Source organism: Alteromonas sp. P256 (assembly GCF_036864455.1).
Lineage (GTDB): Bacteria > Pseudomonadota > Gammaproteobacteria > Enterobacterales > Alteromonadaceae > Alteromonas.
In genome coordinates, this window is sequence record NZ_JAZETM010000010.1 from 26170 (window position 1) to 52818 (window position 26649).

Genomic DNA, 26649 nt, shown 5'->3' on the forward strand with positions numbered 1-26649 from the left:
TAGAGAAAAGATGAAAACCTTGAGCACAATGTGTCGTGAAAACCGACTTCATTCAAATAGAGGGTGCACACAACACGGAGGCGCATTGGTTGAAGTACTTATAGCGACTGCCCTATTTTTATCAGTCACTGTGGGTATGGTAGGGGCGTTTACTCACACTGAATCGCTATGGATTGCCATTTATGACAAAAAGCTTTCTCGCAATACCACTATAAACAGTGCGAGAAAGCAAATGATGATTGATAGTTATGAGCAAGCCTGGGCCGATGTTCAAGAATTGGGCCCTTTAACACTTACTCTTTAACATTTATCCCTTAGCTTCTCTTCTTGTAGTTTCAGTCTCCAGCGATCTTTTGTGAAGGCTTATTAAGGGCTTTTCCTCAAACGCTATTTCTCAAGGGAAATATCTCAAGAGCTCCCAATAATATTTTAGCAAGACCAGCAATACTCGCCAGTGTCGAGCGAGCCATTGTTGTTTCTGTCCCAGCCTTTTCGACCATCACTGAAATAAAATAAGGCGCCATCGTCTGCTTGCCCAGAGCCACTCACAGGCGTGGCCTTGAGCTCATAGCTAGTAGCATTTGCGGCAACAATCGTTAAGTTATAGCGCTTGCTTTCCGCATTTTCAGATGATGGTGAATAGGTGGCAAAAACAGCAGGCGCCCCCGTGTTGCTTCCACCACTGCCAGCTCCTTCATAACTGAACGAACCGCTTTGATGGCGCTCCATGGCAGCAGCAAAGGCGAGTAAATCCGCTTGCCCTGTTCCTCTGTAACCATCGGCGATAACCCCCTGATAAGAGGGATATGCAATACCTGCAATAATGCCAATAATAGTCACCACAATCATTAGTTCAATCAGTGAAAAGCCCTGTTGTTTTACCTGTCTCACAATTATTGCTCTCGCTCTGTCTCTGAATGCCAACTTCCGCGCTGAATACGCTCAAACCGCCCATAAATATTCTGCCCCAAACATTCAAAGGCAGAGGTACATGCTTCGTCGTTTCCGTCTTCATCTACTTCAATAACAGCAGAAACGCACTCTGTACCTAAACACACAACCGGACTGGTAATGCTCTCAATCAGAATTTTGGTTTCCGGCGCTATCCCCGTCTGCTTAAGATCAGCCGCACGGTCACCGTCATCAAGAATACCGTTGATATTTAGATCTGTAAGGGCATTACCGTTAAACAAATTCACTAGGTAAGCCCGGCTGTTGCCAGTAGGCGGTGCACAGGCACTCGTGCTGCTTGAAGATGGCACATAAGTGGTAAAGAATACTTTATAGTCAATGATCAGCGGTGATGATAATACCTTCTCGCCCCCAGTGGAAAGATTGAGGTACCACCCAGCTTTGTTGGCAAAGTCCTGAGCTGCAATCTCTCGCTCAGACTCAACCGAACTGGTCAATGCATGGCTGGTTGCGTTATACATATCGCTTTCAAACACCGTTGACATAAACTTATAGTCACCGTCTGTATCGCGGTTGAATACGCCGTCGTCTTTAAGCATGTAGAAGTTATCTTCCACCGCAGTATCTAGCGGTGATGCACGCCAGCCGCTGCCAAGTGCCACGCCATAATACAACTCATCCCCTAATGCGACTTCGGACACATCTGGGCCATAATAGAACCGGCGATTTGACTCTGCGGTATCACCGCCAAAGTCGGCCAACCGGGCACCCTTGATAAAATCGGCACCCGTTTCTCCATTATAGATATCAAGTCTAAATAGCTGCCCGCCCGTATCGGCCACGTACATGTGGTCGGCCAAACCGTCGTTATCCCTATCAATCACAGAAATTCGACCTGGAATACTGTATTGCATGCTAGTTAGGTTTAAACTGGCATCGGCATTACTGGCATGCCATAAAAGCGCGCCAGTATTGGCATCAAACATAAAGACCGCATTACCTACAGCGTCACCAGATCTTACAATTCTATTGTCTTGAGCATTGTCGTACCCACCGCCAACAATCATGACGTCTTTCACCACGCCACCTATCTTAACTTTGGTAATGGTGGGTCTAGACCAGGTTTCACCAAGCTTGCTTAAGCTACCAGTGCCACCTTCAATTTTGTACACTAATTTTGGTGATGTCTTTTGCGTAACATCAAACACATAATAGTTACGACCACCTCTTCGCATGCCAACGTAGAGATAAATCTTATTGCCAACGGTTCGCAGCACCATATCGCCGTCTAGCCCATACTTATGGTCAAATGACGACGCATCTTTGTAAAAGTGATCAATATTGGGCAACAAGTCCTTTGGCATCATAGCAAAATTCTCATCGCCCGTTTGGGTGTCAAAAGAATGAAGCATGCCGTGATTAGTAGCCACGAAAATGGCTGAATCATTGGTACCGTAGTTGACGATGATGGGCTGTGAGTGTATCGGGTCGCCCATCCTAGGGACAAAGTCGCTCGTGCTGCCATCACCATCTGAATCTTTTACATCTACCCCACGGGCCCATTTCAATAGAACATCTCTGAGTGCTTCAGCATCAGTTTCACTCGCTATGGCTAAATCTGATTCAGTGATAGTGCTATTGTCTTCATGGAGCATATTGTTAGTACTGATGATTGGGCCTGGCGCATCAAACACATACAAATTTCGATTAGACGATAGCTTACTGGCGGCTCCGCCGTTTCTTACATCGTTGCCATCGGCAAACACCGACCAATAGCTGTGCGAACTTTCAGAAAAGAAACCGGTCGCCGTATCGACAGCACTAGAACCGTTTTTGTCCAACACCTCATCGCCGCTCAAACGATAACGCTTCAAATTTCCAGGCCAAATGGCTCCTTCGCTTGGCTTAAATAGAGCAAAATACAGCTCATCTCGGTGCGTTAATCGGTTTAACTGATTTACCGCCACACCAGGTGACACAAAGGTGGCATTAACGTCTTTTACCGAACGCAATATAGTGTTAAATGCTTCTAGCAAGTCCTCACTGTTGTCCGCTTGGTAAAATCCGCCCCCGCTTTGAATAGCAAGCTGGTTTAAGAAGTTATTTGCGGTACTGTTAGCAGCAAACCCGATAGTGTGCGTTATCACCCGAGGACCAATGGCTGAGGTTTCTGCTTTACTGATATTTTTGACTAAGTTAAGCCCACATTTCTCACCACCGTTACCGGTACAGTTTTCACCTAGTAACGCTTGAATTTCATCCACACTATGATTGTTATTCGCCTCACCGTCTGACAGCAACACAATATGATTGTTGGTTTGACATTGAAGGTCTGAAACTGGCGAAATATAATTTGCGCCTACTGGAATTCGCTCATTGATACAGTCGCTATCGGAAAGGTTTCCTTCAGAGCAGCCAGATGGACGAATGGGGTCACCGCCGATATAAGAAGAACGATGACTGACTCGGGTGCTACGTCTTACTGAGTTATTGACGTCATTTTTACCCCGCTCAAGGCCGTAATACACCGCATTACCACCGTAATAACTAGCGGCTTCGTAAAGGGTATCGACAATCGGAGTGAACCCGTTTGCGCTGAGCTCGTCTACCTTACTCATTAGATGTTCGCGCACAGTCGCTGATGCGCCTGGTGTCGCCGCCCCATTGTATTTAACCACTAAGCGTGGCGCACGAGATGGCGAACCGGAATAGGTATACGCACCTCGCCGAGAAGTGAAGTTGTCAAACACAAATGCCATATCGTTACCAGGCCGCCATCCTGAACGATCTACAATGTCTTTTACAATGTCTTTTATATCTGGCGAGCGATACGTATTGTTGTAATAGAAATTAGGCATAGACCAAGTGATGCCTGCGGTTTTTGGCAAATTTCGCAATCTAAAGCGCTGGTTTGGGTGAAAGTCTGAGGCATCATCTCTTGCTACTCCGCGAATACGCATGCTTGCACTGGAAGACGTTCTCGTTTGATACGCCGTAAACTCAAGGTACGCCTGTGTAATCTCAGCGCCCTGAGGTAAATTGAGGTTGCGAAAGCGGATGGCAATATTATCGTTACTTCTATCATAAAAGGTAAGCTCATTACCTGTGTTTGGGTAGCCATTAGTATCTTCTTCTGAATTGTCGCGCTGACTGGCGACCTGATATACACTTTCACCTTGGGTACAGCCCGTTGCCGTTGTGTCGTCATAAGACACTACAAGCTGTGGTGCACCGCTCAACCCTTCATCTATAGCTCTGGCTTTGCGGTCGCTTATCCCAGTACTGCTCGTACCTTCTATGAGCACATTTAGGTTTTTACCACCGCACCAATCGCTAAGGTCAATAACCTCTTGCAGTACATCGCTAATATCTGGCGTAGTAATCACCTCGCCAGTAGTCGGAAAGCTATTGTTACTCACCCACTCTACATTGGCGGTGGTTTTTGTTCGTGAAGAAAGGTTATTGCTTGATGCACTAAACCCCTCACTGTTTGCCTTTGCCTCAGCAGAAATAACGAGCGACGTGTCGGCTATATTAAAGCCTTCGGACGTAAATCGAATATTGGCGCTAACAATGGTGGCGCCTTGGGGAATTCGCAGTTCTTCAAAGCGCAAACCAGACGTCACCGTCTTTGTCCCTTTACTCAGTATGAGCTCATTTGACGACGTTGTTACAGAACCATCTATTTCATGTGCATCGTTGTTACTTTCCCCAGTGGACAAGACAATCTCAGGGCGAACCGCATCGTCTATATCCCTTATAGGGTAGAGAATTGGGCCACCGTAATCAGAGAAGCGCATAAGGCCAGCATTAATATTAGTGGCCGAATCTAGAGCATCTTTTAACGCGTTTTGCACACGCAGCATCCGTGACTGGCTGGTGCCATCATAAGCACCCATGCTGCCTGATGAGTCCATAATGAAAAGCACATTTGGGTTATAGGTAACGGCGCTGTCCGCATTGCCAAGGTAGATGTCTAAATCGTCGCCCATGGCAGAAAAGCCAATACAACTGAACAAGACGAGTGATGTAATGTAACTTGTTAACTTCTTCATATTACTACCTATTGAGATGCTGGGCCAAAGACCGACGCGGCTAGTGAATTTGCTACCACCGAAGGCTTGCCGGAAACTTTTCCACATCCTCTAATAATAAAAACATGACAGTTAACATTGCTGCCACCAATAACGTTGCTCGAGCCTCGACACGCCTGTTCTCGTATGAAAGCAGTTCGAGACCAACTTTTAGTCGACATAGACGACTGATAATTTCCCGAAGTAACATGACGACTTCCCGTCGTTAAACCACCGGCTGTCATATGCCTATCGGTCCAATCTCCTTCATCAAAGCAGCTCATTTCATCTACATTTGGGTCGAAGGTCGTCCCTTGCCTCGCCTCTGAAAGCGGATCGGTCAACGTATCGTCAGCAAGTAACACTTCATCTTCTGACTCAAAGAATACTCCAGCTATTGCTGATTCCGCCGCATCAAATGCAAGACCACTTTGCTGCATCGACATGGCCATTTTCGATTGCGATAAACTGCTAGTGACTGCGCTTACACCTAATACGGTGATAGAAAGCAGCACAAGTAATGCAAACACCATGACTAAACCACGCTGTTTCATCGTGAACTCCTAACAAAGTTTTTCATATTGCGAAGCGCAAGGGTCTTAGAAAAGACCTGATAGTAATGTGCTGTATCCATGGTCTTCGCAGCTTCGTTAAGTAAGGCAAATTTTTGTGCGTTCGTTTGGCGCACTTCATTTTGATAGCTTTTTAACATGAGCGCCCACCGAAGTGAGACTACCTGTTGATTCAATGTACGTAAATTTCCAATCTGGTCAGGTGTAACGTAAGTAACCGCCTGCCCCTGTGATGTCGTTACCGTATCTGACACGCCAAATTGAATTTGAAAACTTTCGATATTGTCTAATAAGGTAACCGTTACCGGAGACACCGTTTGAGATTTAAGACCCCGAAGAACCCTTCCATCAAAACCAGTGCATTTCAGCTCACTGCCAACAACAAAGTAATGATTCACCACGTGAAATTCGGTGTCCACTGGGTAGCCATGTTTGCTGCCGGTACAATCGTTGGCAGCCAAAAGGTTCACCACTAGTTTGTCATTTCCGCCACTAGTGGTTTGAATACTGCCTAGCGTAGGGCTGTTGATGAAATCTCCGGGGATAGCGACAGGATTATTCTGAATGTAGGCTGACTCGGCTACGATATCCACCGACGCATCCACATTGGCAGTGATAAGGTCGTAACGACCCACTTCATAAAACTCTCTCGATAGTCGACTCATAATAAAACGACCCGATTCCTGTACTTGCGACACAGCCTGATTGAGTTTATTTGTTACGCTGCTGCTTACCAGTACCTGAATAATGGCACCTGAAATAATGAGACCTAGAGTGAGGGTTATCATTAACTCTACCAACGAAAAACCGCCCTGTTTAGCTGTAGCCGCGCGGTTTACAGAATTACTGTTCGTGCAATTATTATTGAAGGTAATACTCTTTTTAGCGCTATTTCTTTTAGGAGACCAGTCCTTAAAGAAAATAGCTAAGCACCGATTCGAACGGCTCATAACGTAATATCCTTAACAACACAGGCATTGCTATCGCCGGTATTTGGATTACATCGGCTATTCTTGGTGTATTGTCGCGTGCTCGAAGACGCAACAGGCCATGTCAACATCACCTCAATGCGCGAGCCCGTGCTGCAAGAATAAATATCTGCACTATTATTGTCATCGCAATTCACTGCAATCTCGGTTTGTGGATTAGTTTGGACCGCCGAGCAAGATAACGCCCACCCATCGTACTCTGCCATCTGCAGTTCTGTGCAGTTATTACTTTCGCAGTTGGGAATACCGGCTGGGCGAGTGAGACAAAAACATTGATAAGGTTGGCTAGAGCCGGTGCAGCTTAATGTGGAAAAGTTATATGAATTGCTGGAGAAATACGCATTATTGACTACCATACCATCACCAACAGTCGCAGGCCTTGCTGCTGCGCGTAAACGCTCAGCCACTTGTGCGGCGACCAATTCCGCCTGCGTTCTGCTAATTGCGTCTTTGTTGGCAAATGACCCGGTAAATTGAAGCGCAGCAACACCTAACAACCCCACAGCAAGGATAAATAGCGTAATTAGGATTTCGATTAATCCTACGCCTCGTTGCGAGATGATGGGGTTGTCCTTAACGTGCTTCATTGTTTCCTCATGCGTTGCCATAATTGCCTAACCAACTATTAGTCATTTACATTAATGCCAGCACAGCAGTTTAGACGGTAAGCATACTAAAAAAAGTATCTTTGATGATTAAAACGTATAACTTAATAGCATCATGCCTATCCACTTTAACATTCTTTAAACCGAAAATAAGCCAAATGTACTTACGGTTTTTCTCGAAATCTCTTGGTCTACGCTGATAATCAGCGGGATATTCATCGACAACCGTATTTGGCGGTCGCAGTGCTATCGGTATGGAAATACCAGTGCGTATAATCCATTCTTTTTCTGATTTGCGCCAGTAGCCTTTAGCATAAAAAAACCGCAGTAAAAACTGCGGTTTTTTTTAGCTTCACTGAGATGTTGTGATAGCGCTTTGATAGCTTTAGCCTTTGCTACCCTTGTTAAGCGAGTGCAACTTTATTGCGCTTACACCCACCTACTTGCACCCAGCTACTTACACCCAGCTACTTACACTACCTGCTTCACTCGCAGCTCTTTAGGCACCGCAAATTCAACATTCTCTTCTCTACCCGAGCGCTCAGAAGCAGACACTGCTCCCCATGCTTTAAGGCGATCTACAACCCCTTGCACAAGTACCTCAGGAGCCGAGGCGCCGGCGGTGACGCCAACATGGTTAACGTTTTCCAACCAAGACTCTTGAATACAGTTAGCATCGGCAATGAGATATGCTTTCGCGCCAATCTTCTCGGCAAGCTCACGCAAACGATTGGAGTTAGAGCTATTTTGCGCCCCGACTACCAACAACACATCACAATCGGTTGCCAAATCGCGTACCGCGTCTTGACGGTTCTGCGTGGCGTAGCAAATGTCGTCTTTGCGAGGGCCATTAATCGCGGGAAACTTTTCGCGCAGCGCGTCGATAACGTCAGCGGTATCATCTACCGACAGCGTAGTTTGACTGCAGTAATAGAGCCTTGATGGGTCTTTGACCGTCAACTTTTCAACATCGCTTTGGGACTCGACAAGGTAGATGCCCCCATCTTCATTGCTGTATTGCCCCATAGTACCTTCAACTTCCGGGTGCCCTGCATGCCCAATTAAAATGCATTCAGTTCCAGATTTACTCGCACGAGTAACTTCCATATGCACTTTAGTCACTAGTGGGCAGGTAGCGTCAAACACTTTCAGGCCTCTAGAAGTCGCATTTTTGCGCACGGCCTGTGACACGCCATGAGCCGAAAAGATAACAATGCTGTCGTCTGGCACTTCATGAAGCTCATCCACAAACAGTGCGCCGCGCTCGCGAAGCCCATCAACAACAAACTTGTTGTGCACAACCTCATGGCGTACATAGATAGGCGGTTCAAAAATCTCTAAAGCGCGCTCTACTATCGTGATTGCGCGGTCAACGCCGGCACAAAAGCCTCGTGGATTAGCTAAATGAATTTGCATAGTTATTTCTCGCCTTGAGCGCTAGCTCCAGATTTAACATCAACAATCTCGACATCGAATACAACGGTTTGCCCTGCAAGCGGATGATTAAAGTCAACCGTTACAGAATCTCCCGCGACACTTCGGATTATACCTGGAATTTCCGAGCCATCTGGCTGAGCGAAGGCCAATATCATGCCTTCCTCGATGCTCAGATCTGAGCCGAAGCGGCTTCTGTCCATGTAGTGCATATTGTTTGGGTTAGGCTCGCCAAATGCATCGTTCGCTTCTAGCGTGAACGCTTTCTTATCGCCTTTTTTCAAACCTAAAAGACAGGCTTCAAAATTAGGAGTAAGGCTTCCATCACCCATTACCATTTTCGCCGGCTTATTATTAACCCGGGTACTGTCCGCCGCAGAGCCATCTTCTAACTTCAAGTCGAAGTGAAGAATAACTTCGCTGTCATTACCTATTACTAATGAGTCTGTCATATCTATTCCGATTACTGCTGTGAAGTTTTGCTGCTATCAGCGTTTGGTTTGTCTGTATGTTTATCACCGTTCTTAAACATATCTACAATCAATAAACCTGCTCCAATAAAAATTGCACTATCGGCAATATTGAATGCAGGCCAGTGCCAATTGTTTACGTAGAAATCAAGAAAGTCGATGACATAACCATGCACTAAACGATCGTAGACGTTACCAAGTGCACCACCAAGAATAAACGCAAAAGCCACGGGTAAAAGCTTTTGTGACCGTGGCGACTGTTTAAGCCACCACAAGATTACCGCACTGATACCGATGGCGATAGCGGTAAAGAACCAACGCTGCCATCCACCGGCATTGCTCAAAAAGCTAAATGCTGCGCCGTAGTTATGTACATAAGTCAGGTTAAAAAACGGAAGAACTTCTATCGATTGATACAAGTTCATCGAATTTAACACCGCATACTTGCTCCATTGATCAAGAACAAATGCCACCACACTTACCCACAAAAAACGCAGACCAGTTTGACTAAAGACCCTATTACCTGACACGTTGGAATTAGGCATATTGACGAACTTCCCCTTCGCCATCAATGTTGGTTACACAACGTCCACACAGCTCTTCGTGGCCAGCATGAGTACCAACATCTTCTAAGTGATGCCAACAGCGCACGCATTTTTCGCCTTTCGCTTTGCTGACGCTCAACCACAAACCATCAACATCGGTTTCTTGCGCGTCAGCAGGCTTACTGTCCACTAGGGTCAGTGATACACCTGAGGTAATTAGAACGAAACGAAGCTCATTGTCGAAGCTTGAAAGCGCATTGTATAAAGACTCTGTGGCATAAAGGCTGATGCTTGCCTCTAACGAGCCCCCGAGCTGACCTTCTTTTCGGGCTTTTTCCATGGCTTGGTTAGCGGCGTCTTTCACGCTGATAACGCTATGCCAAAGGTCATCATTAAAGGTGTCGCTTTGTGTGAAGCCGTTAAAGCCTTCGTACCATGTTTCAGTGAATACGAATTCACTGCGTTCGCCAGGCAATGCTTCCCAAATTTCTTGGGCTGTAAAGCTGGTGATGGGACCAATCCAGCGAACTAGCGCTTCAATGATATGGTACATGGCAGTTTGGCAAGAGCGTCGTGCTATACCGTCTGATTTAGCGGTGTATTGACGGTCTTTAATTACATCAAGGTAGAACGAGCCAAGCTCAATTGAGCAGAAGTGGATGATTTTTTGCGTTACCACAAGCAGATCGTACTTTTCATACGCTTCGAAAAGTTCGTCTTGCAATGCTTTAGCACGGGCAACAATCCAGCGATCTAACGCGACCATTTCCTCTTCTGCTACCGCATCTTCAACATTAAATCCGTTGAGGTTTGCTAGTAGAAAACGAGCCGTGTTCCTAACTCGACGATAAGAATCTGCTGCGCGTTTTAAAATTTCATCAGAAACCGCAATCTCACCGCGATAATCTGTCGACGCTACCCACAAACGCAGAATATCGGCGCCTAGCTTATTAGTCACTTCTTGAGGTGCAACCACATTACCCACAGACTTAGACATCTTTTTACCGTGGGCATCAACAGTAAATCCGTGAGTGAGTACTTCTTTGTACGGCGCGTGACCGTGCATTGCAGTTGATGATATGAGAGACGACATGAACCAACCGCGATGCTGATCTGAACCTTCTAGATAAAGGTCAGCACTTGCAGGAAGGTCTTCTCGACGGTCAACCACAAAGTAATGGGTGACACCAGAGTCGAACCATACGTCTAATGTGTCAGTCACTTTATCGTAGCTATCCGCATCGTTGCCTAAAAGCTGTGCATCGTCGATGTCCCACCAGGCTTGAATACCTTTTTTCTCTACTTCCAATGCGACTTTTTCCATGAGAGAGGAAGACTGAGGGTGCACTTCACCAGTGAGTTTGTGAACGTATAGTGGAATAGGAACACCCCACGTACGCTGACGAGAGATACACCAGTCAGGACGCCCTTCCACCATTTTTTCAATGCGGTTTTGGCCCCACTCAGGGATCCATTTAGTTTGCTTAATTTGCTCTAACGACTCCCCGCGCAACCCTTTATTATCCATACTAATAAACCACTGCGGCGTTGCACGGAAAATGATTGGCGTTTTATGACGCCAGCAATGTGGATAGCTGTGCTCGTATTTCACGTTCAAAATAAGGTTTCCCTTTTCTTGAACGGTGTCGATAATGGATTGATTCGCTTTAAACACAAACTGACCTGCAAATAACGGCGTATTTTCAAGATAAACACCGTTATTACCTACTGGGTTATACACCTCAATATCGTATTGCTTGCCTACGTTGAAATCGTCAACACCATGAGCAGGCGCAGTATGTACACAACCCGTACCTGACTCAGTGGTCACGTGGTCGCCAAGAATAAGTGGTATTTTAATATCTAAAAACGGATGATTAACCTTAAGCTTATCTAGCGCAACACCGGTACATGTTGCTACTTCGCGGAATTCGTCCACACCGTAGCGAGTCATGCAGCTTTCAAGCAAGTCTTGAGCGACCACATACCAGTCGTTTGAAGGTTGAACTTCAACAATGGTATAAGTAAATTCTGGGTGTAAGCTTATCGCGCGGTTTGCAGGTAATGTCCACGGTGTGGTGGTCCAAATAACGACCCCAGTATTGTGAGCAAGCAGTTCGCTTTCCTCTATGCCAAATGCCGACGCAATGGCTGCTGAATCTGCAACCGGAAATTTCACGTCGATAGCTGGCGATACTTTATCTTGGTATTCAACTTCCGCTTCAGCCAAGGCCGAGCCACAGTCTGTACACCAGTGAACAGGTTTAAACCCTTTTTCAAGGTGCCCTGAATCTACAATTTTACTTAACGCTCGGATAATGTCGGCTTCAGAAGAAAAATCCATTGTTTTATAAGGATTATTCCATTCACCGAATACGCCCAAACGCTTGAAATCAGCCATTTGACCGTCTATTTGTTTTTGCGCATAGTCGCGACACTTTTGACGAAACTCGGCGGCGGTGACCTTTTTACCTGGCTTTCCTACTTTTTTCTCAACCATAAGCTCAATAGGTAAACCATGACAATCCCACCCCGGAACGTAAGGAGAGTCAAAGTCAGACAGATTTTTTGACTTAACGATAATGTCTTTGAGAATTTTGTTAACCGCGTGTCCAATATGAATGTTGCCGTTCGCATAAGGAGGGCCGTCGTGAAGAATAAAAGGTTTTTTACCTTTTTTAGCTTCGCGGATTTTGGTGTACACCCCTTTTTCCTGCCAGTCTTTAAGCATCTTTGGCTCGCGCTGAGCAAGGTTACCGCGCATAGGGAACGCAGTTTCTGGAAGGTTCAATGTGGCTTTGTAATCACTCATAAAATTGTTTTATCCGGTTACCTTAAGTTTCATCCAATGTCGTTATGACACTGCGAAGGCGTTATATGATGCCGTTGCTTTTACATTTAGTTGCTTTTACATTTAAATGCGCGCTGCGACTTTATCACGATTAACTATGCTAACAACAGACGCGCCTTGGCGGCATCAGCCTGTATTTGATCTTTTAATGCTTCAAAAGAAGCAAACTTAATTTCATCTCGTATTTTTGCCATAGGTAGCACGGTGATGGGCTTACCGTATAAGTCTGCCGACAAATCGAAAATATGTACTTCTAATTGGTTTCTAACCCCATTTAATGTGGGTCTGGTACCCACATTTGCAACCCCATTGTAATGTTCACCGTCTATGTCTATCCGCACCGCAAACACGCCGTGAATAGGTGTTTTGAAACGCTTAAGCATGACGTTAGCCGTGGGGAAACCTATGGTCCGGCCTTTCTTTTCGCCGTGAACAACTCGCCCGTGAATAGCAAACGGACGACCTAGCATTTCTGTTGCTAGGCCAAAGTCGCTTTGCGCCAGTGCATCTCTCACGGCAGTAGAGCTTATGCGGTGGGCATGCATAGTAAAGCTTTGGGTACTAACCACATCAAAGCCGTACCGGCGCCCGGCAGCCTCTAGCATGGTGAAGTCGCCTTTGCGGCCAAAACCGAAGCGAAAATCATCACCTACAACAAGAAATTTAACGCCCAGCTTATCAACCAACAAATCATGGACAAAGGTATCTGCGCTTTGTTTTGCAAATTGAGCGTTAAAGCGTACGGCAAGCAGTCTGTCTACGCCCTGCTGGCTTAGCAATTCGTACTTTTCCCGAAGTGGGCTGATACGCGCGGGTGCCTTTTCTGGCGTGAAAACTTCCTCTGGCTGCGGTTCAAAAACCATCACAGTGGCGGGCAACGACAGCGAGCTCGCTTTCTCCATTACATTAGCGAGTACCGCCTGATGGCCTCTATGTACGCCATCAAACTTGCCAATAGTGAGAATACACCCCTTATGGTGAGGTTTTACATTATTTAGCCCGCGGATAAATTCCACTGTTAACCACTACCTTTTTAACTGCTAGAAATACAAAGCTCGCGATTATAGCTGACCCCGCCCGAATTACCAAGCGCCGTGCCAATCAGACAAGCGTTCCAGCAATCAGGCAAATTCCCATACCGACGGGCTCAATTTTCACGATTCTTGCCCTTATACTCGCTATTTATTCGCCACCACTTCGAAAATGCCGAGGTCTCATTCCCAAAAGCACCATGGTAGTAAGGAAGCCACCTACGGATAACAAAATGGTTAGCCCCACGTCTATCATTTGCTCAGAGAGTGCTAGGTCGAAGAAAGCGAGTCCACGGTCGCGATAATAAATTAACGCTCCCATAACGGTGCTTGCTATCACAACACGGGCAATAAACAGTAGTGAAGTTCTACTTAACTCGAACACACCTTGCTTTCGCAATGTGATATACAGCAGCGCTGCATTCAGCGTGGCTGACATGCTCGTTGCAATCGCTAATCCAACATACCCAAATGGAATAGCAAAAATGAGGTTAAACACCATATTGGCAACCATGCACCATATGCCAAACCTAACGGGCGTTTTTGTATCTTGGCGGGAATAAAATCCCGGAGCCAGCACCTTCACCAACATAAAGCTGATTAAGCCAAAAGAATAAGCGGTGAGTGAATAAGAGGCCATAATGGCAGTGTCTGCGGTAAATGCGCCCCGTTGAAAAATAACGGTCAGTATGGGACGTGCCATCGTACCCAGGCCTACCGCCGCAGGTATGCCTAACAAACACACCATTCGAAAAGCCCAATCGATATTCGCGGCGAATGCTTTTGGGTTATTGGTGACGTGATTTCGAGATAGCGTGGGCAGAATGACAGTGGCAATAGCGATTCCGAATAAACCCAGTGGGAATTCGAGTAACCTGTCGGAATAATATAACCAGCTGATGGAGCCGGTCACTAAGAAGCTGGCGATAAACGTATCGAATAATAAATTAATTTGGCCAACCGACACGCCAAATAATGCGGGGATCATAAGGGTGCGTACTTTAACCACGTTCGCATCGTGCCAGCCCCATTTTGGCTTTACCAATAGGCCCGCTCTAAATAAAAACGGCAGCTGAAAAAGAAACTGTACTATGCCACCAATAAATACACCCCACGCAAGAGCAAAAGCGGGTTGTGACATACTGGGCGATAGGTATATGGCGCATGCGATAATACATACATTGAGCAGTACGGGGGTAAACGCAGCAACGGCAAATTTGTTTAATGTATTTAAAATGGCACCGGAAAGCCCCGTTAGTGAAATGAAGGCGAGGTATGGGAAAGTAATTTTGAGCATGGTTGAAGCAAGTTCAAATTTATCCCCTGCTTCATCACCCTGTAGCCAAGCAATGAACCAGCCGGTGCCAAATAATGCAGCAAGTACCGGCGATGCAATAATGCCCAAAATAGAGACAATAAAAACGATACCACCAAGGGTGCCGCTTACTTTTGCGACAAATTCTCGTAGTTCTTTCTTGTCATCATTGTTGTGAACTTCTGTAAGCACTGGGATGAACGCTTGGGCAAATGCGCCTTCAGCAAAAAGTCGTCGTAGGAAATTGGGAATTTTATTGGCAAAGAAAAATACATCGGCGGCTGCTCCATCACCCATTAGTTTTGCAACGACAACGTCTCGTGCAAGACCTAAAACCCGTGAAACTAGGGTCATTACACTGACTATTAAGCCTGATTTGATTAACTTCCGTGACACGTGTGCTTTCCGATAGAGTAAACGAAGGGGAGTGAGCGGATCATGATAACCAAAGGCGCTAGCAGGTGAAATGATTTATTCAAAATAGTTGTGCATTTCTACGTATTTTATTGCTATAATCCGCGCCCGTTATGGGATGCAATGTTTAGGCATAGCTTTCGCGATGAATGCGCAACGTGTTGAGCACATTTACTGTTTTTAGCAGAGACTGTGTTTAATAGATTGTGCTTTCAAAATAGCCATCGATTTACACCGTTAAATCGTTTGACAATTTAGCGATTGGTAGGCACAATCCGCACCCTCGTTTTTGACATGAATTTATTTGGGAGTTACACCTTGGCTAACATTAAGTCTGCTAAGAAACGTGCAATCCAAGCCGAAAAGCGTCGTCAGCACAACGCTAGCCGTCGTTCAATGACTCGTACAAGCATCAAAAAAGTAGTTGCTGCTATCGCTAATGGCGATAAAGAAGGTGCACAAGCTGCATTATCTGCTGCTACTCCAGTACTTGACAGAATGGCTACTAAAGGCTTGATTCACAAAAATAAAGCTGCTCGTCACAAGAGTCGCCTAGCTGCGCAAATTAAAGCACTAGGTTAATCTTTACGATTAGCAATTAAAAAGCGCCCTAGGGCGCTTTTTTTATGTCTGTATTTTTTGTCTACATGCTTTTTACATCCAAATGCACTCGCTCCCTATCCTACTAACTCATTTTTCTTATTGTACTTGCTGGTGCAATACGCATTACCCAGTGCAATAGTGCCCAAGGCCAGCTAGGTACGAAAGCATTTGCCTTTTCTTTTTCTATTGCCTTAACCATTGCCCGACAACCCACATCGGTATCAACGATAAAAGGGACTTTCTCTACTTTTTCATTGATTTCACTGCGAATAAAGCCTGGATGAATGCAGGTAACGTTTATAGGCGTATTCATCACATCCATGCGTATTCCTTCAGACAGTGATGTAAGGCCAGCTTTAGTGGCTGCATACACGGTCATGGCACGCCTAAAGCCTCTCACCGCGCTGATTGAAGATATCGTCACTAGGTGTCCACTGTTCTGCGCTCTGAATATTGTCATCGCCGCTTCGCATTGTGCTAACGCTGACACAAAATTGGTGGTAGCAGTTTGTTTATTCGCGTGAAAATAGCCCGTTCCTACAGATGCTCCCTTCCCCATACCGGCATTAACGATAACTCTGTCAAGGCGTCCTAAATCTTGTTTAAACGCATCAAAAACCTCAAACACTGCGTCGTGATCATTAACGTCTAAAGAACGAATAAACACATTGATATCTGGGTTAAGCTCGAGTAACTCTGCTTTTAGCGTTTCAAGGTTTTCATAGCGCCTAGCACACAGTGCTAAGTTTCGACCTTGTTTGGCAAACTCAATGGCCATCCCTTTACCAAGCCCAGAGCTTGCCCCAGTGATCAGAATATTTTCTCTTATTGTCATTATTTTTTTCCTGAAGCTTTTATGGCCTTATTGCAGCGCCACAGTAAGTAATGAATAAATACCCAAAAACGCTTAAACGCCGGGTTATTAGTCTGTCCGAGATGATAACGATAATAAATTTGCTGAGCGATCCCCGCTAAACGGAAAAGCCCATACACTTCGTAAAACGTGAAGTCTTCTACGTCAATATCCATCTTCTCGCAGTAGTAGGCGACAACTTGCTTGCGGGTAAACATACCCTCTAAATGCGTGGGCTGACGACGAGTAGATTGGGCTAAAAAGTCATCATCGGCATCAACCCAATAGGCTAGCGAATTTCCCAAATCCATGAGTGGATCTCCCAGGGTTGCTAATTCCCAATCAAGCACCCCAATGATGTCAGTGTAGTTATTTGGGTTAAGTACAACATTGTCGAAGCGGAAATCGTTGTGGGTAATACATATACGCTCTTTGTCAGGCATGTGTTTTTCAAGCCAATGCATTACCTTTTTACCTGAGGGTACATTCCACGTTTTCGCTTTGCTGTAGCGCGCACTCCAGCCGCTAATTTGTCGCTCAATATAGCCCTTTCCTTTACCTATGTGAGATAAACCGGCTTTCTCATGGTCTACCTTATGAAGCTCAATTAAGCTATCGAGCACATTGGTGCACAGCTGTGCCGTTTGAGCCTTTGTTGTGTTCAAATCTCGAGGTAGATTTTTGCGCGGTATAATGCCAGTGAACTTTTCCATGAGGTAAAAATCGGCACCAATAACCGATTCATCTTCACAGTAGGCGTACATGGTGGGTACATAGCGATAGACCGGTTTTAGCGCTCGCTGAAGTTTATACTCTCGCTCCATATCGTGAGCACCTTTTGCTTTTGTGCCCGCCGGGCCTCGTCGCAAAATCATCGATGTATTGGGGTAATCTAAGCAGTAAGTCCAGTTAGATGCTCCACCTGCATATTGAGTTACTTCTGGCTTAGTTTCACAGCCATTACAATGGGCCTTCATGGAGTCATCGAGATTATCTTTAAGCCAATGATTTACCGCTTCTGCACTTAGCTCTTCACCACTTCGCACTTGCTGTGCTTTATCTACGACGCCTTGGTTCATTCTTTCTCCGCTTTACACAGGTTAATGCTTTGCCGTTCTCGAACTTTTAGATAAAGAACGTTAGCTGTCTCGCTTGTCCATCACTTGCTTCATGGTTTTGGTCTGCGACAGCATCATGTTTAAATAGCGCGTCGATGACAGCAACTTTTTCAACAAAAAGGCGCGCTTACCTTCTTTGTGGGTCAAAATAAGAAACTGCTTAGCGTTTACTTGCTGGTAAATACTTTGCGCCACATCCTCTTTGCTCATGTCTGCTTTGGCAAAAAGTTTATTCAGCATTTTATGTGATGCAGGGTTGGCACTTCGCATCGACTCATCAAGATGAGTCTTGAAAAAACTGGGGCAAACCACACTCACCCCAATATTATCTGGCGCAAGTTCCAACTTCATTGTTTCAGAGAAGGCCACCACCGCCGCTTTCATGGCGTTATAGCTGCCCATATAAGGGATAGGTGTTATTCCAGCCTGCGAGGCAATGTTTACGAAGTAACCGTGCCCCTGCGTTTGCATCAGTGGCAACAGCGCCCTACTCACTCGCACCATGCCTAACATATTAATATCGAATACCCATTGCCACTGCTCTGGCGTTTCATCAAGCAAGCTGCCGCCGGTGGCAACGCCTGCGTTATTAAATACATAGTCGATACCCTGCCACTTAGCGCTTAATGTGCTGGCAAGTTCATTCACATTCGTTTCGGATGTGATATCGCAGGTAATGTAGAAGGCGTCGGCTCCTATTGAGGTAAGTGCCTCAACGGTCTCATTGCCGCGAGCCTGATTGATGTCGGCAATACAAATTTTTACCCCTTTATGCTTTTCAGCCCACTTAGTGGCAAGTGCTTTGCCCAGTCCGGTGGCTCCACCGGTGATGACGATACGCATAGTCGTTCTGCTCTTTATCGTTATTTTTATTGAATATTAGGCTCTGAGTTTACCTTTTTTACCGGTGGATTCAAAAGTTCCGGTCTAATCAGCCGCAAACACCTAACACGACCACTGTAAAATAAGTGACAAAAAAGTATGTCAAAAACGTCACATTAGGCTGTTAGTGTGTGCAAAAAAACGAGAGAAGCTATGTTTACTGTCAACGACGTTTTAAACAAACATTACCCTCAGGTCGCGAACAATCCTCTTTTATTCAAATCGCTATCTTTCGCGCTAAGCCACCTTTTACACGAAAAAGACATTCAAGCGTTTGGCGACACGTATCCGCATTACAATGATATTGATTTTGTTGAGCAAGTACTGGCGTATTTTAATGTCAGCTATTCTGCGAGAGACATCGAGAAAGAGCGAATTCCGAGTGAAGGTCGCGTGGTGATAATTGCAAACCATCCCATTGGCTCTCTTGATGCGCTTGCATTAATTAAACTCGTAAGTGAAGTTCGACACGATTTAAAAGTAGTCGCAAATGAAATGCTAATGGCCATTGAACCACTGCACAGCATGTTGCTACCTGTGAACAATATGGAGGGAGGAACCCCAAAGCAGCATCTGTCCGCCATTCACCATCATTTATCACAGGAAGGTGCCGTATTAATTTTTCCCGCCGGAGAAGTCTCCAGACTTAGACCTCAAGGGGTTCGTGACACGCGCTGGCATTCAGGTTTTTTGCGCATTGCCCGTCACGCTAAAGCCCCTATTCTTCCTGTGTATATCGATGCTAAAAATAGTCCTCTTTTTTATGGCGTGTCTATGATTTACAAGCCGTTGGCCACTGCGCTACTCGTGAAGGAAATGTTTAAGCAGCGGCGTAAACATTTGCCCATCCGCGTTGGGGAACTCATTGCATTTGAGTCTTATCAACAGCCAACCCTAGCACTAAAAGAAAAAGTGAAGTTGTTTAAACGACATCTTTATCGCATAGGCAATAACAAAAAGGGCGTGTTCGAAACCCAAGCTGCTATTGCAATGCCAGAGGACAGAAAAGAGCTCTCACGGGCTGTTCGCGCCTGTGAACATTTGGGGCAAACGGCCGATGGAAAGTCGATTTATCTTTATCAGCATACTCATTGCTCTCCCATTATGCGTGAGATAGGACGTCTTCGAGAAATAGCATTTAGAGCTGTTGGAGAAGGCACTAATAAGCGACGAGACATAGACCAGTACGACTCTCACTACTATCACCTAGTGCTGTGGGATGAGCGCGACTTAGAGATTGTGGGTGCCTATCGTTTCGGTGACGCCCAAACGCTTAGCGAAGAAGGCCACCCAACGGGATTGTACTCCGCTACGTTGTTTGATTACGGCGAAAATAATGAAGCCCTATTTGAACAAGGCCTAGAGTTAGGGCGAAGTTTTATACAACCTCGATATTGGGGAAAGCGAAGCCTCGACTATCTGTGGTTCGGCATTGGCGTTTTTCTTAGTCGCTATCCAAAGTACCGCTATTTGTTCGGGGCAGTGTCATTAAGCAATGCCTATCCTGATACAGCTAAAGATCTTTTAGTGCAATTCTATTCAACATACTTTCCGGCTAAGTTTGGCAGTGTCACGTGTAAACAACCTTTTTGCCCGGCCAGAGAGCCTTTGCACGTGTTTACAGGTGACGATTACAAAGCCGAATTTACCATACTTAAGCACCTACTCGCTAATATGGGCGTAAATGTACCCACGCTGTATAAGCAGTATTCAGAAATAGCGAAAGCCGATGGTGTCGCCTTTTTAGGGTTTAACGTTGACCCAGATTTTAACGACTGTATAGATGGCCTTGTGGTGGTTGATGCAATGGCAATTACTGAAAAAAAGCGCAAACGATATCTATGTCACGATGTGCTAAAGGCAACGGCTTGAATACAGTTTAATAGAATGAAATATCCGTTAGGTCGTTGGCATTTAATACCATACATTGATATAACAAGGCCTGAAGTAATGTTTAGTCACTGTGAAGTGCGTAGCTTAGGGCCTTATATGATAAAAATAATTGTACTTGTTCCACTTATTCTTTCTCTGCTGTGGTTCGGCTACCTGCAGGCAAACAAATATTCTTTAGAGCAAGGTAAGCAAGGCTTTCTCTATATTCTTGTGCTAAGTGGCGTTATCGCATTATTTTATACCGTGATGATATTCTTAACCCATTAACGCGCCTTTTAAACACCTTTTCGCCATTTAAGCCTTATCTCACTGGGCTCAGCACTGCATGTCGGACAACGGCCCTCTTAGGGCCGCTTTTAAGCTAATAACTAGTGCGTCGCGGCATTTTTTGGCTTTTGGCTTTCGGCTTTTAGTTTCTAAATTTCCCCCTCACTTTATTTATTTTTTATCTATTTCGCACCGCCGATAGTGGCAGTTTAGTTCACCTCAACGCTGATAATTTCGTTGTTGTGAACTTTGCCATCAGCATGGCGTAGTCAACTATATAAAAAATGTTTAATCAACACATTGCTCTTCATCTGGGTCATTCAAGCATTTCAGCGAAGCGGTTCACTGAAGCAGGACTTGGAACGGCTGATAAAGAAGCTTTAGCTTGCTGTGATTACTGTGAAACATAATCATCCGTTAAGGCTTTCCTATGGGGCGCAATATAAAAAGGAACTATTGAATGTCTGATAAAATGAAATGCCCCATCGCCGGTGGTTACGAGGCCATCGAAAGTAAACGTATTGGCGGTGCGATAGGCACTCCTCCTATGAATGCGGATTGGTGGCCAGGTCAGCTGCCTATTGAACTTCTGCACAGCCAATCTCCATCTGCAAACCCGCTAGGTGAGGATTTTGATTATCCCGCTGCGTTCGCATCTCTTGATTTAGACGCGGTAAAAAAAGATATTTTGGCACTTTTGACCACATCGCAAGATTTCTGGCCAGCGGATTACGGTAACTATGGCCCTCAGATGATTAGGATGGCATGGCACTCTGCGGGCTCATACCGCGTATTCGACGGACGTGGAGGGTCGGCGCAGGGGCTACAGCGCTTTGCACCTCTTTATTCTTGGGAAGACAACGGCAACATCGATAAGTCGATACGCCTATTACAGCCTATTAAGCTGAAGTACGGTGACAACATCTCGTGGGCAGATTTGATTATGCTAACGGGTAATCTCGCGCTAGAGCAAATGGGTTTCAAAACCTTTGGCTTTGGCGGCGGACGCATAGACTGCTGGGAGGCTGATGACGCTACTTATTGGGGTCCAGAAACCGAAATGGCCACTCAAGACAAGCGTTGGACAGGTGAGCCTGGCACCGAAGACTATGACCTAGAGAATCCGCTTGCCGCGTCTCGTCAGTCGCTTATTTATGTTCATCCAGAGGGCCCCTTTGGCAATATGGATCCCATTTCTTCAGCGCAAGAAATTCGCATTACCTTTGGAAGAATGGGCATGAATGACGAAGAAACCGTTGCGCTTATTGCAGGCGGTCACGCGTTTGGTAAAAGCCACGGCGGCTCGGATAAATCTCATTTAGGCCCAGAACCAAGCGGAGCACCTATTGAAAACCAAGGCCTAGGCTGGTTAAACAGCAATGGCTCGGGCAATGCCCAATACACCACCACAAATGGTATCGAGGGAGCATGGACATCAAACCCTACCCGCTGGGACCACGAATACTTAAAAAACTTGTTTAAATTTGAGTGGGAACAAACCGAGAGCCCAGCTGGGGGTAAAGCATGGCGTCCGAAAAATGGGGAAGCTGCTGACCTTATTCCTGACGCACATGTAGAAGGACTTCGTCATCCTCCTATGATGATGACCACCGACATTGCCCTTATCAAAGACCCTGCTTACCTAAAAATATGTGAGAAGTTTGTTGACCAGCCAGAACTTCTCGACGACGCATTTGCCAAGGCGTGGTATAAATTAATCCACAGAGATATGGGGCCTAAAAACCGATTACTTGGCCCAGATGTGCCAGAGGAAAGCTTAATTTGGCAAGATCCTATTCCAAAGTGCGACCATGAACTCATTGGTGAAATAGACATTATTGCGCTTAAAGCCAGTATTCTTGCAACTGAACACAGTATCTCTGCACTGGTAAGCACTGCATGGGCCTCTGCCTCAACGTTTAGAAAAACGGATCTGCGCGGCGGCGCGAATGGTGCACGAATTCAACTTGAGCCAATGATCAACTGGGAAGTCAATAACCCAAGTCAACTTAAAGGCGTACTTGAGTCACTTAAAGAGATACAGAAAACCTTTAACGATGCGCAAACAAGCAAACGAGTTTCTATTGCAGACCTTGTGGTATTAGCAGGTAGTGCCGCAATAGAAAAAGCAGCAAAAGAAGCAGGTGTTGACGTTACCGTACCTTTTGAACCCGGCCGAATGGACGCTACGCAAGAGCAAACCGACGTGCATAACATTTCGTTTCTTGAGCCTCATGCCGATGGCTTTAGAAACTATGTAAAAGGTAAGTATGGTGAAGATACTGAGCGCATGTTAGTCGACAGAGCCCACCTCCTTGATTTATCGGCTCCTGAACTCACTGCGTTAGTTGGCGGCCTTCGGGTTTTAGACACCAATTACGACGGTTCTAAACACGGTGTGTTTACGCAAAAACCAGGGGTATTAACCAATGATTTTTTTGTCAACTTGCTAGATATCAATACTAAGTGGAAGCCAGTGACCGATGACAATGAATTGTTCGAAGGAAGCGATGTGGCCACGGGTGAGAAAAAGTGGTCTGCAACGCGGTGCGATCTTGTGTTTGGATCGAACTTACAGCTAAGAGCAGTGTGTGATGTTTACGGGGCGTCTACTGGTCATGAAAAGTTTGTCCATGCTTTCGTAAAAGCATGGCACAAAGTCATGATGCTAGACCGTTTTGAACTGCAAAACGAATGGTATCGCAAATAAGCGCTGCTTATTCGCTAACGCTATCATGCAAATAAAAAGCCTGGCCACAATACGCTGGGCTTTTTTTCATCCGCTTGGACTACGGAATTATCAGGCGGAGAAGCGCAAAGGATAAAACTTGCAACTGAACTAAAACGCGCTGAAAAAAAGCATACACTTTATGTTCTTGATGAGCCTACCACGGGCCTTCACCCTGCGGATATCAGCTTGTTAATGAAACACTTAAATGCATTAGTCAATGAAGGCAGCAGCGTGATAATGGTAGAACACAATATGCAGGTGGCATCAGCGAGTGACTACGTGATTGACATCGGCCCAGGAGCGGGGGAAGAAGGCGGTACGGTGGTGGCGCAAGGAACGCCTCGCGAAGTGGCTAAAAGCGCTTTGAGCAAAACCGCACCGTTTTTAGAATAGGGGGCACTATTTGATGCCCCTTTTGGTATTAAACTTATTCTCTCGAGTCGCGTTATACGCTTTCTGCAATGGTAACGTCTGCTTGAGAACGAAGCGCTTCAATGTACTGCTCGTACAATCGCTGCCCTTTCATCTGGCCAAGACGCTCTTTAAGGCTATTGCCCAACTCAGCTTCAAGTACCGGCGCTGCATTAACCCCTTCTAGCTGAACTACCGCAACGTCACCATTCATGGTAGTTGCCACGTCAACATTTTTTTCACCTTCAGGAGCAAGAGTAAACAAGGTCTCAACAACCGCAGCAGCCAACGTGCCACCGTTTCTAGGAACAGCCTTTGCCGTTTCCCACGTAGCAGACTTTTCAGATAAAAGCGCTGATACATCTTCACTGGCTCTTACTTTCACAGCTACATCTGAAGCCCAAGCCTGTGCAGCTTCTCTTGCCTTCATTGATTTTACTGAAGCGGTAATACTATCGCGTACTTCATCGAGTGACTGTGTGCGCTGTGGTTCATGCTCAATAACTCGAATCGCAACAATGTTTTCGTCATCTAACTCGATAATGTCGCTATTAAGACGCTCTTCGATAAGTTCTGGAGAAAAAGCGTCGTCTAAAAGCGCCGGAAGATTCAATTCTTCTGGTGCCGTATTGCGACTGAATAACGCTGTTTCTTGAACTGGAAGATCAACCGCGTTTGCCGCATCTTCTAGTGTGTCAGGTACTTCAAACGCTATCTCAGCCAATGTATTTTGAAGTTCAAAATACTTTTCCATTGCTTGGTCGTAGAGTAACGACTCGCGGATATCACTTTCTACTTCCTCAAATGATTTAGTTTGAGCTTCATTGATATCAGTCAGTTTGATGATGTGGAAACCAAAATCCGTTTCAACAATATCAGACACGTCGCCTACGCTATCTAATGCAAATGCCGCTTCATCAAATTCAGCGTCCATCATGTCTGGCGTTATAAAGTCTAAGTCACCACCATTTTCGGCAGAAAAAGTATCGTCTGAATTTTCTGATGCCAGTGTGGCAAAGTCAGCACCCTTATCAAGCTGGGCTTTTAGTGCCTTTATTTCCGCTCTTGCCGCATCAACATCATCACCTGATTCAATCAAGATATGAGAAACACGACGTTCTTCTTCTTTACCGTAGCTCGGTAAATTCGCTTCGTAATAAGCACGAACCGCATCATCGTCTACAGATACTCTACCTTTAAGGTCTTCTACACTTAACTTCACATAAGCAAGCTTAACTTTTTCTTCGGTATCAAACGATGCAATGTTGTTGTTATAAAACGTTTCGATGTCGGCTTCAGAAACTTCTACTGAATCTGCAAAACTAGCAGCGCTTACCATTAGGTATTTTGCGTCGCGGGTTTGGCGCTGAAGCATGTTTGCCTCTTCCACTTCACTATCTAGCGCAAACGCTGAGGTAGTCAGTGCAGCAGCCAACTGATTTTGTGTCATCTGAATGCGAAGGTAATTACGAAAATCTGCAGGTGAGAAACCGTTTTGACGAAGGATAGTTTGAAAACGTTCGTTATCAAATTGACCACCAAATTGAAACTCTGGCATTTGCACTATGGTTTCGCGAATTTGTTCATCGCTTACACGCAAACCAATCTCTGATGCCTGTTGCTGAATTAGCTTTTCTGAAATTAAGCGGTCCAACGCGCTACGTCTAAAGTTTGCAAGGTACTCTTCACTGGAAAATAGCTGAGCAACGCTTTCGCCAAACTGTGATTCCATTTGTGCGCGCTGATTTTGATACGCACGGTCTAGTTCTTGGGCCGAGATCTCTTCGCCATTTACCGTAGCCACTGCAGACGTGCCTGGCGATGTGAGGTAACTTCCTACACCAGCAAATACGAAACTCAAAACGATTAGCGCAATGATTGCCATCGCCCATGGGCCTTGAGAACCTTCTCTGATTCTTTCTAGCATGATTATTCTTCAACTCCGTTGCTTACTACTGATACCTGACAATACCTTTTCGCAAAGCGATGTAATAGCTGCCACTGGTAAAATAAGCGATGATTATAACCTAATGCCGATGAAGATAAACGACCTAAAACAAACTAATCTGTGTGTTTCTAAGACTTTCTTATCAGGCTTAGTACAAGGTAAACGTTATTCGCGGCGGGGTTATTAATTATGTTGTGTACAAATAAAAAAGGCGATGGACTAGCCATCGCCTTTTTCTATATCTTTTGACTTAGTTACAAGCGTCTTTCAGAGCTTTACCGGCTTTGAAAGATGGAACTTTCGCAGCTGAAATCTGAATAGTCTCACCAGTTTGTGGATTACGACCACTGCGAGCTGAACGTTCGCGAACTGAGAAAGTGCCAAAGCCCACTAGTGCTACTTGGTCGCCGTCTTTAAGCGCCGCAGTTACTGAGTCAGTGAATGCGTCAAGTGCGCGCCCAGCAGCTGCTTTAGAAATATCTGCACCAGCAGCAATTTGGTCGATAAGTTGAGACTTGTTCACTATTTTGATCCCCTTCAATTGTTATTATACTGTTTGTCCAAAAATTTGGTTTGGACGTTATAACAAGCTTGATTGTTAACATCAAGCATCTGTCACAATTAATTAACTTTTAAAATAACCGCTGCAATCCCTTTTGTGGCAAGGCTTTAAGCGATAACCATTTTAAGGTAACACAACTTTTCGGTCTTGAAAGCCCTAATTTTAAAAAA

Annotated in this window: 21 protein-coding genes and 1 pseudogene; 6 read left to right on the plus strand and 16 right to left on the minus strand. The window is 45.4% G+C overall.

Annotated features, from left to right (window positions below; genetic code table 11):
- Nucleotides 1–10 precede the first annotated feature (10 nt).
- The gene (locus V7R39_RS14365) at nt 11–304 is read left to right on the plus strand and encodes a hypothetical protein (protein WP_334031524.1); all 294 of its coding nucleotides are present in this window, start codon (nt 11–13) and stop codon (nt 302–304) included.
- 125 nt (nt 305–429) lie between these two features.
- On the opposite strand, the gene V7R39_RS14370 is transcribed toward V7R39_RS14365, so the two are convergent.
- From V7R39_RS14370 to murJ, 11 genes are all read right to left on the minus strand, one after another.
- Nucleotides 430–891: a type IV pilin protein gene (locus tag V7R39_RS14370; RefSeq protein ID WP_438823549.1), complete on the minus strand. Its 462-nt coding sequence runs from the start codon at nt 889–891 to the stop codon at nt 430–432.
- A 2-nt stretch (nt 892–893) separates the two neighbouring features.
- Complete coding sequence (locus tag V7R39_RS14375) at nt 894–4967, minus strand: PilC/PilY family type IV pilus protein (protein WP_334031525.1); 4074 nt, start codon at nt 4965–4967, stop codon at nt 894–896.
- 8 nt (nt 4968–4975) lie between these two features.
- Nucleotides 4976–5539, minus strand: coding sequence for a pilus assembly PilX family protein (locus V7R39_RS14380; RefSeq protein ID WP_334031526.1), 564 nt, complete (start codon nt 5537–5539; stop codon nt 4976–4978).
- A complete protein-coding gene (locus V7R39_RS14385) occupies nt 5536–6507 on the minus strand; it encodes a PilW family protein (protein ID WP_334031527.1) in 972 nt (323 codons plus the stop codon). The genes V7R39_RS14380 and V7R39_RS14385 overlap by 4 nt, the downstream gene beginning before the upstream one ends.
- The gene (gene pilV, locus V7R39_RS14390; RefSeq protein WP_334031529.1) at nt 6504–7133 is read right to left on the minus strand and encodes a type IV pilus modification protein PilV; all 630 of its coding nucleotides are present in this window, start codon (nt 7131–7133) and stop codon (nt 6504–6506) included. The genes V7R39_RS14385 and pilV overlap by 4 nt, the downstream gene beginning before the upstream one ends.
- Nucleotides 7134–7622: 489 nt before the next feature.
- Complete coding sequence (gene ispH, locus V7R39_RS14395; protein ID WP_334031530.1) at nt 7623–8567, minus strand: 4-hydroxy-3-methylbut-2-enyl diphosphate reductase; 945 nt, start codon at nt 8565–8567, stop codon at nt 7623–7625.
- A 2-nt stretch (nt 8568–8569) separates the two neighbouring features.
- Nucleotides 8570–9037, minus strand: coding sequence for an FKBP-type peptidyl-prolyl cis-trans isomerase (gene fkpB / locus V7R39_RS14400; protein WP_032096892.1), 468 nt, complete (start codon nt 9035–9037; stop codon nt 8570–8572).
- Between the two features lie 11 nt (nt 9038–9048).
- A complete protein-coding gene (gene lspA / locus V7R39_RS14405; protein WP_334031531.1) occupies nt 9049–9600 on the minus strand; it encodes a signal peptidase II in 552 nt (183 codons plus the stop codon).
- Entirely contained in the window at nt 9593–12412 is a 2820-nt protein-coding gene (gene ileS, locus V7R39_RS14410) for an isoleucine--tRNA ligase (protein WP_334031532.1), read from the minus strand. The genes lspA and ileS overlap by 8 nt, the downstream gene beginning before the upstream one ends.
- A 134-nt stretch (nt 12413–12546) precedes the next feature.
- Entirely contained in the window at nt 12547–13467 is a 921-nt protein-coding gene (ribF, locus tag V7R39_RS14415; RefSeq protein ID WP_334031533.1) for a bifunctional riboflavin kinase/FAD synthetase, read from the minus strand.
- Between the two features lie 166 nt (nt 13468–13633).
- Nucleotides 13634–15193 (minus strand): murein biosynthesis integral membrane protein MurJ, encoded by a 1560-nt coding sequence (gene murJ / locus V7R39_RS14420; protein WP_334031534.1) that lies wholly within the window; start codon nt 15191–15193, stop codon nt 13634–13636.
- A 336-nt stretch (nt 15194–15529) separates the two neighbouring features.
- Between murJ and rpsT the strand changes: the two genes are divergently transcribed.
- Nucleotides 15530–15793, plus strand: coding sequence for a 30S ribosomal protein S20 (rpsT, locus tag V7R39_RS14425; RefSeq protein ID WP_032096948.1), 264 nt, complete (start codon nt 15530–15532; stop codon nt 15791–15793).
- Nucleotides 15794–15896: 103 nt separating this feature from the next.
- Here the strand turns inward: rpsT and V7R39_RS14430 are convergent, their stop codons facing one another.
- The 3 genes from V7R39_RS14430 to V7R39_RS14440 are packed head-to-tail and all read right to left on the minus strand — an operon-like array spanning nt 15897 to nt 18628.
- Complete coding sequence (locus V7R39_RS14430) at nt 15897–16649, minus strand: SDR family oxidoreductase (protein WP_334031535.1); 753 nt, start codon at nt 16647–16649, stop codon at nt 15897–15899.
- Nucleotides 16649–17746, minus strand: coding sequence for a phosphotransferase family protein (locus V7R39_RS14435; RefSeq protein ID WP_334031536.1), 1098 nt, complete (start codon nt 17744–17746; stop codon nt 16649–16651). Before V7R39_RS14435 ends, V7R39_RS14430 begins: the two co-directional genes overlap by 1 nt.
- Before the next feature lie 60 nt (nt 17747–17806).
- Nucleotides 17807–18628 (minus strand): SDR family oxidoreductase, encoded by an 822-nt coding sequence (locus V7R39_RS14440; protein ID WP_334031537.1) that lies wholly within the window; start codon nt 18626–18628, stop codon nt 17807–17809.
- Nucleotides 18629–18820: 192 nt separating this feature from the next.
- Here V7R39_RS14440 and V7R39_RS14445 point away from each other — a divergent pair, with 192 nt between their 5' ends.
- The 4 genes and pseudogenes from V7R39_RS14445 to V7R39_RS14460 all read left to right on the plus strand — a co-directional run.
- Nucleotides 18821–20539 carry a lysophospholipid acyltransferase family protein gene (locus V7R39_RS14445; RefSeq protein ID WP_334031538.1) on the plus strand — a complete coding sequence of 573 codons (1719 nt, stop codon included), beginning with the start codon at nt 18821–18823 and terminating at the stop codon, nt 20537–20539.
- A gap of 117 nt (nt 20540–20656) precedes the next feature.
- Nucleotides 20657–20827 carry a hypothetical protein gene (locus tag V7R39_RS14450; RefSeq protein ID WP_334031539.1) on the plus strand — a complete coding sequence of 57 codons (171 nt, stop codon included), beginning with the start codon at nt 20657–20659 and terminating at the stop codon, nt 20825–20827.
- 460 nt (nt 20828–21287) lie between these two features.
- Nucleotides 21288–23537 carry a catalase/peroxidase HPI gene (katG, locus tag V7R39_RS14455; RefSeq protein WP_334031540.1) on the plus strand — a complete coding sequence of 750 codons (2250 nt, stop codon included), beginning with the start codon at nt 21288–21290 and terminating at the stop codon, nt 23535–23537.
- 81 nt (nt 23538–23618) lie between these two features.
- Nucleotides 23619–23951 (plus strand): annotated as a pseudogene (locus tag V7R39_RS14460) (excinuclease ABC subunit A); the annotation flags it as partial.
- A gap of 52 nt (nt 23952–24003) precedes the next feature.
- Here the strand turns inward: V7R39_RS14460 and V7R39_RS14465 are convergent.
- Both V7R39_RS14465 and hupB read right to left on the minus strand, forming a co-directional pair.
- On the minus strand, nt 24004–25896 hold the full coding sequence (locus V7R39_RS14465) for a SurA N-terminal domain-containing protein (RefSeq protein ID WP_334031541.1): 1893 nt from the start codon (nt 25894–25896) through the stop codon (nt 24004–24006).
- A 271-nt stretch (nt 25897–26167) separates the two neighbouring features.
- Nucleotides 26168–26440 carry a nucleoid-associated protein HU-beta gene (gene hupB, locus V7R39_RS14470; protein ID WP_012518978.1) on the minus strand — a complete coding sequence of 91 codons (273 nt, stop codon included), beginning with the start codon at nt 26438–26440 and terminating at the stop codon, nt 26168–26170.
- Nucleotides 26441–26649: the final 209 nt, after the last annotated feature.

Bases quoted from the DNA above. Each gene is read 5' to 3' on its own strand.
- V7R39_RS14430 (WP_334031535.1), bottom strand. From the start codon at position 16,649: ATGACAATAAGAGAAAATATTCTGATCACTGGGGCAAGCTCTGGGCTT.
- V7R39_RS14375 (WP_334031525.1), bottom strand. From the start codon at position 4,967: ATGAAGAAGTTAACAAGTTACATTACATCACTCGTCTTGTTCAGTTGT.
- V7R39_RS14380 (WP_334031526.1), bottom strand. From the start codon at position 5,539: ATGAAACAGCGTGGTTTAGTCATGGTGTTTGCATTACTTGTGCTGCTT.
- fkpB (WP_032096892.1), bottom strand. From the start codon at position 9,037: ATGACAGACTCATTAGTAATAGGTAATGACAGCGAAGTTATTCTTCAC.
- pilV (WP_334031529.1), bottom strand. From the start codon at position 7,133: ATGAAGCACGTTAAGGACAACCCCATCATCTCGCAACGAGGCGTAGGA.
- V7R39_RS14445 (WP_334031538.1), top strand. From the start codon at position 18,821: ATGTTTACTGTCAACGACGTTTTAAACAAACATTACCCTCAGGTCGCG.
- ileS (WP_334031532.1), bottom strand. From the start codon at position 12,412: ATGAGTGATTACAAAGCCACATTGAACCTTCCAGAAACTGCGTTCCCT.
- V7R39_RS14365 (WP_334031524.1), top strand. From the start codon at position 11: ATGAAAACCTTGAGCACAATGTGTCGTGAAAACCGACTTCATTCAAAT.
- ispH (WP_334031530.1), bottom strand. From the start codon at position 8,567: ATGCAAATTCATTTAGCTAATCCACGAGGCTTTTGTGCCGGCGTTGAC.
- V7R39_RS14440 (WP_334031537.1), bottom strand. From the start codon at position 18,628: ATGCGTATCGTCATCACCGGTGGAGCCACCGGACTGGGCAAAGCACTT.
- V7R39_RS14385 (WP_334031527.1), bottom strand. From the start codon at position 6,507: ATGAGCCGTTCGAATCGGTGCTTAGCTATTTTCTTTAAGGACTGGTCT.
- katG (WP_334031540.1), top strand. From the start codon at position 21,288: ATGTCTGATAAAATGAAATGCCCCATCGCCGGTGGTTACGAGGCCATC.
- V7R39_RS14465 (WP_334031541.1), bottom strand. From the start codon at position 25,896: ATGCTAGAAAGAATCAGAGAAGGTTCTCAAGGCCCATGGGCGATGGCA.
- V7R39_RS14435 (WP_334031536.1), bottom strand. From the start codon at position 17,746: ATGAACCAAGGCGTCGTAGATAAAGCACAGCAAGTGCGAAGTGGTGAA.
- V7R39_RS14450 (WP_334031539.1), top strand. From the start codon at position 20,657: ATGATAAAAATAATTGTACTTGTTCCACTTATTCTTTCTCTGCTGTGG.
- lspA (WP_334031531.1), bottom strand. From the start codon at position 9,600: ATGCCTAATTCCAACGTGTCAGGTAATAGGGTCTTTAGTCAAACTGGT.